The organism is Nonomuraea sp. NPDC049152 (assembly GCF_040648355.1).
Classification (GTDB): domain Bacteria; phylum Actinomycetota; class Actinomycetes; order Streptosporangiales; family Streptosporangiaceae; genus Nonomuraea.
Window position 1 is genome coordinate 1 of the sequence record NZ_JBEZDO010000074.1, and the last position, 5,784, is coordinate 5,784.

Genomic DNA, 5,784 nt, shown 5'->3' on the forward strand with positions numbered 1-5,784 from the left:
GTCTGGAATCGCCAGCAGCTGTCCAACCAGCTGCGTTCTCTGCTGCGCGAGTACTTCCCTGCGGCGCTGAAGGCCTTCCAGGTCAAGAACATCGGCCTGACCTCGCGCGAGGCTCGCACCGTCCTCCAGGCGGCGCCTACGCCGGCCGCTGCCGCCAAGCTCACCAGCCGCCGACTCCACTCGCTCCTGCGCGCCGCCGGCCGCCAGCGCAACATCGAGACGTGGGCGGACAACCTCCAAGCCCACTTCCGTGAACAACACCTTCGCCAGCTCCCAGCCGTTGAGGAAGCCCTCGGCCGCCAGGCCCAGGCCATCTTGCTGCAGCTGGACGCGGCCTGCCGCGCCGCCGACGAACTCGCGGAGGCCACCAGCGAGGCCTTCGGCCAGCACCCGGACGCCGCCATCATCACCAGCTTCCCGGGCTTGGCCGACCTCACCGGCGCCCGCGTACTCGCCGAACTCGGCGACGATCGCACCCGCTTCGCCGACGCCCGCCCGCTGAAGGCCTACGCCGGATCGGCGCCGATCACCCGTGCCTCAGGCAAAAGCCTGGTCGTCCACCACCGCAAGGTGAAGAACCAGCGCCTGGCCGCCGCCGGCTACGTCTGGGCCTTCGCTTCCCTACGAGCACCTGGCCCCCGTGCTCACTACGACCACCGACGCGCCCAAGGCGACCGGCATTCCAGCGCCCTGCGCAACACCTTCAACCGCATGCTCGGCTGCCTGCACCACTGCCTCCAGAAGGGCGTGCCCTACAACGAGAACGTTGCCTTCCGCCCACGCGAAGCAGCCGCAGCTTGACGACTTAGGCAGATCGGACGTCTCTGTGGTCAGTACAGCTAGGGCGTCTTGATGCTGTTGGTTTGTTATCGGCTGTAGATGCCCTCCTCTCCGTCATACAGGCGCGCCGTGAACTCCTCCTCCATGAACCATTTGGTCCGGTAGAGGTAAGAGAAGGGTGTGAGCATGATCAAGGTTCTTCTCTCGCTGGCACTCTTAGGTGTTACCCCGGTTCCCGGAGCACCTCCCCCGGTTCCCGGAGCACCTCCCCCGGTTCCCGGAGGATCTCCTTCCTCTGCCGGGGGAACGGTGACGCTGCTGACCGGGGACAAGGTCGTGGTGAGCGGCTCCGGCCATCGCGTCGAGCCCGCGCAGGGCAGGCAGGTCCGCTTCACGGTCGGCAAACGTGACGGCCACCTGATCGTCATCCCGTCCGACGCCGCACCGCTGATCGCCCGCGGCGTCCTCGATGAGCGGCTCTTCGACGTGACCGGTCTGCTCGCCTCCAGGTACGGCGACGCCGACCGTCTCGACATCCCGATCATCACCCAGTCGAGCCTCCCTGCGGGAGCCAGGCAGGCTCGCGGCTTCGTTGATCTCGGCTTGATCGCGGGCGGCATCCGCAAGGACACCGCCGCCCAGACGTGGAAGCAACTCACCTCGGCCCGCGCGCTGCCGAGCAAGATCTGGCTGGACGCACTGGTCCCGTACACGCTCGACCAGAGCGTCAAGCAGATCGGCGCGCCCCAGGTCTGGCAGAAGGGGCTGACCGGCAAGGGCGTCACCGTGGCCGTGCTCGACAGCGGCTACGACGCCACCCACCCCGATCTCAAGGACGTGGTGACCAAGTCGAAGAACTTCACCGACGAGCCCGACGGCGACGACCTCGGCCACGGCACCCATGTGGCCTCGATCGTCGCCGGGGCCGGGCAGAAGTACCGCGGCGTGGCCCCCGAGGCCGGCCTCGCCGTCGGGAAGGTCGGCAACCGGGTCGGGGCCTCGTTCTCGGCGATCCTCGCCGGGATGGTGTGGGCCGCCGGGGAGGCCGGGGCCAAGGTGGTCAACATGAGCCTCGGCGCTCAGGACACTCCCGGCCTCGACCCGCTCGAGCTGGCCGTGAACACGCTGTCGGCCACCAAGGGCACGCTCTTTGTGGTCGCCGCGGGCAACAACGGCAAGTCCGGCACTGTGAACTCGCCGGGCAGCGCGGACGCGGCGCTCACTGTGGGGGCGGTGGACCGCGACGACCAGCTGGCCGCCTTCTCCAGCCGCGGCCCGCGCTCGTTCGACCACGCGGTCAAGCCGGACATCACCGCGCCTGGAACTGACATCATGGCCGCCAAACTCGGCGGGGGCCACATCGCGCACAGCGGGACCTCGATGGGGACGCCGCACGTCGCGGGGGCCGCTGCCATCATTGCCCAGCAGCATCCCGACTGGAACGGCGAGCGGATCAAGGCGGCGCTGGTCGAATCGGCCAAGCCCAGCGCAGGCAGCGGCGTCCTGGACCAGGGCGGCGGGCGCGTCGACCTGGTCGCCGCCACCGAGCGCACGATCGTGGCCGAGCCCGTCAGCGTCTCCTCCGCCCACCTGTGGGGCGAGCCCGGTGACCGGGTGACCACGAAGACGGTCACCTATCACAACGCCACCGACAGCCCGGTCACGCTGGATCTGAAGGCCGAGGGCGAGGTGCTGAAGCTGCCGGTGAGCAGGCTTGAGGTGCCCGCGCGCGGGCAGGCCAGGCTCACGCTGACTCTCGACGCCACCGGGAAGGCGCCGGGCGACTACCCGGGCGTTGTCACCGCCACGGCGGGCGGGCAGACCGTGCGGACGCTCGCGAACGCCTGGGTCGAGCCCGAGTCCTACGACCTCACCATCAACGCCGTGGGCTCCGACGGAGCACCCTCCAGCGGCTTCGGCGTGATCTACAACCTGGCGACCGGCGAGGAGCGCTGGCTGGACATCGACGAGAGCGGTCTGAAGACGCGCCTGACCAAGGGCGAGTGGAACGTCTACGCGAGCCTGGGCGAGCCTGGTCTGGACACCCTCGCGCACCGCCCGGTGAGCGTGGTCGACCATGAGGTCAAGCTCACCCTGGACGCCCGCGAAGGCAAGGAGATCCGCTTCACGCTCGACGATCCCGCAGCCGTGCAGGCAGACACCATAGAGCAGCGGCTGTCCAACGGCGCCTGGTCCATCACCATTCTGCCCTTCGAGTCGCCCGGCACGCGCTATCAGCTCCTTCCCATCCGGCAGGCGGGCCTGTCGTACATGAGCAGGAGCGTCTGGTCCAGGCCGGGCCACCGCTACGACCTCGTCGACAGCCGCGAAGGCGGCCTGCCCGAGGACCCGGGCTACGCCGGGCGGGTCAAGGAGCTGACCCGGACCTCCGCGACCTACCAGGCGACGGGAACGGCGCAGAACGCGGAGGTCCTCGTGGGCGTGCAGGCCTCCAAGGACGACTCGGCGTGGGCCATCGTTCCTGTCGGCGTGCCGCTGCCCGGCACCCTCACCCACCACCGCAACCCCGGCCTGCAGTGGATGTCCCTCGTCAGGAACGGCGCCTGGCAGATCAGCTCCGAGGTCGCGCCCCAGGCTCCCCGAGAGGTGTGGAACGGCGCGGTGGCCGGTCCGTCGTTCGCCACGCCCGGCGGCAGACGTACCGGAGACGAACTGTTCTTCAGCGCGGCGCGGCTGTTCGCCGACGGAGGGGCGGGGCGCACCGGCATGGACTCGGCCGCCATCGGCGAGCTGGTGTTGGCCCGTGAGGGCACGGTCGTGATGCGGGCTCCGCTCGCCGAGTGCTCTCTCGAAGAGGGTTGCGCGCTCACCGCCGCGCTGCCGCCCGAGCCCGCCGCCTACACGCTGACCGCCACCGCCAGGCGGCCCGGCGCGCTGTCCACCGCGGTGGAGTCGGTGTGGTCGTTCCGCTCGCAGCACACGGACAAGCAGGGGCTGCCGCTGATGGCAGTCCGCTTCGCGCCCGCCGGGCTCGACGAGGCCAACCGGGCGCGTCCGGGCTCGGTGACCAGGGTGCCGATCCGGGTCGAGCGCGATCCGGGAGCGCCGGAGTCGGCCGTGCGCAAGCTCGCGCTGGAGGTCTCCACCGACGACGGCGCGACGTGGCGGGCGGTGCCCGTCGTTCGCACCGGCAAGGGCTGGATCGCGCTGGTGACCAATCCGCACGCGGGCCATGTCTCGCTCCGCGCGACGGCCGACGACCGCTCGGGGGCGGGCGTCGTCCAGACGATCACCCGCGCCTGGGCGGTCGGCGGGTGAAGACTCTCACCTAGGCGAAGCCGCCCAGGTAGGCCTCCTTCACCCGGGCGTCCTCGAGCAGCCGCGCGGGGACGCCCTCGGTGACGATCTCGGGTCCGGCCGAGATACGGCCAGAAGCGGCCACGAGCCGATCATGTTCGTAATCTCGGAAGGGGACTGGAGCCTCTCCGAGGCCCTGGGACGCGGAATCTCGGAAGTCCAGCCTGGAGATGACTTCCGAGATTGGCTGATCTCGGAAGTACGGAGAAGACGGCCGGACGGTCGGATCATCAGAGCCCTCCCGCCCGCGACCGCAGCGGCATCGGCGAGCTGGCGTCCCTCATCGGCGTGCTGAGCGTTCTGGACGGCGACGCCCACGCAGCAGCTGGCCGCCGAGTAGGACCGCGCAGGACCCGACGGTCAGCAGCCCGCCGGCGAGGAAGGTGCTCCGTACATCGGCGAGCGGCAGGACCAGTCCCCCAAGCGCGGCACCCGCCGCGATGCCGGCGTTGTAGGCACCGGAGTTCGCTGCGAGAGCGATGTCCGTGCGGCCCGGGGCGCAGTGCAGCATCGCGTTCTGCGTGGTCATGAACACCGGCCCGAGCGCACCGCCCATCAATATCAGGAACACCACCGCCGCCACCGGATGAGCGCCGAACGCGTACAAGCCGAGCATCCCCACCGCCTGCGTCGCCACGACGGTGGCCAGCGCGGACTGCGGAAAGCGGTCCAGAAACGCCCCGGTGATGCCCACCCCAGCCAGACACGCGACACCGGAAACCACGAACAGGACGCTGACCGTGCTCGGGGAGAACCCGCTCACGTCACCCAGGAACGTCACGATGTAGGTGTATCCCGTGAACGCCCCGGCGGCGGACAAGGTCCCGGCCGCCAGCACCGTCCCGAACCGCTGCACGTCGGGATCGGTCGCGTAGGCGGCGGGCTCTTCTTCCGGACGCGAAGTCGGCAGCAGAACGGCGATCGTCACCAGAGAGACAAGCCCCAGAGCCGCCAGCATGGCGATGGGCACCTGCCAGGCACTCTGCTGGCCCAGCCAGGTCCCAGCAGGAACACCAAACACGAGGGCGAGCGAACCAGCCACGGACAGCGCCCCGACCACACGCCCCCGAACCTCGGGCTCGAACTGGCCCACCGCGACCGGCCCCATTACGGCCCAGAACAGCGCCTGGGCGAGCGCGGTCAGCAGCCGCGCCACGAGGAGCAGCCAGTAAGAGGGGGCCAGCGCGGCAACAAGACTGGACACCACGAGCGCGGCCAGCAGTCCCGTGAGCACATAACGTCGGGGCACGGCCCGCACGACGTGGGCAATCGGCACAGAGGCGATGGCCACCGTCACGCCGTAACCGGTGACCAGGAGACCCACCGCGGACAGGGACACCCGTAGGTCTTCGGACATGAGCCTCAGGAGGCCGACCGGCAGGTTCTCCGCGGTGTTGAAGGTGAGGGCGGCCAGCATCAGGGCCCCGAGCACCGCCAGCCTGTGCCATGGAGCCGGTTGCCGCGTGATCGTACTGTCTGTTCCTGTCCTCGCGCGTTGTACCTGCTCAGTGGCACCGTCCATGCAGGTACCCCACCAGGCGCACCAGTCCCGCCGCAACCGGATTCATCCGCGGAACTCTCGCCACAAGTATCAGAGTGCGTTACGCGAGCCTCTGCCCGTGATGCCGCAGTGTGATCGAGGGGATTTGTAGCGTTACCGCCAATAGGCGGGTCCGGGTGTGCTGG

3 protein-coding genes are annotated in these 5,784 nt (G+C 69.7%); 2 read left to right on the forward strand and 1 reads right to left on the reverse strand.

What is annotated here, in order from left to right; genetic code table 11:
• Both AB0B45_RS51125 and AB0B45_RS51130 read left to right on the forward strand, forming a co-directional pair.
• The coding region (locus tag AB0B45_RS51125; protein ID WP_358146277.1) for a transposase at window positions 1-801 on the forward strand (801 nt) is incomplete at its 5' end.
• Between the two features lie 288 nt (window positions 802-1,089).
• Entirely contained in the window at window positions 1,090-4,059 is a 2,970-nt protein-coding gene (locus tag AB0B45_RS51130; RefSeq protein ID WP_358146279.1) for a S8 family serine peptidase, read from the forward strand.
• A 319-nt stretch (window positions 4,060-4,378) separates the two neighbouring features.
• Here the strand turns inward: AB0B45_RS51130 and AB0B45_RS51135 are convergent, their stop codons facing one another.
• Window positions 4,379-5,530 (reverse strand): MFS transporter, encoded by a 1,152-nt coding sequence (locus tag AB0B45_RS51135; RefSeq protein ID WP_358146281.1) that lies wholly within the window; start codon window positions 5,528-5,530, stop codon window positions 4,379-4,381.
• Window positions 5,531-5,784 lie beyond the last annotated feature (254 nt).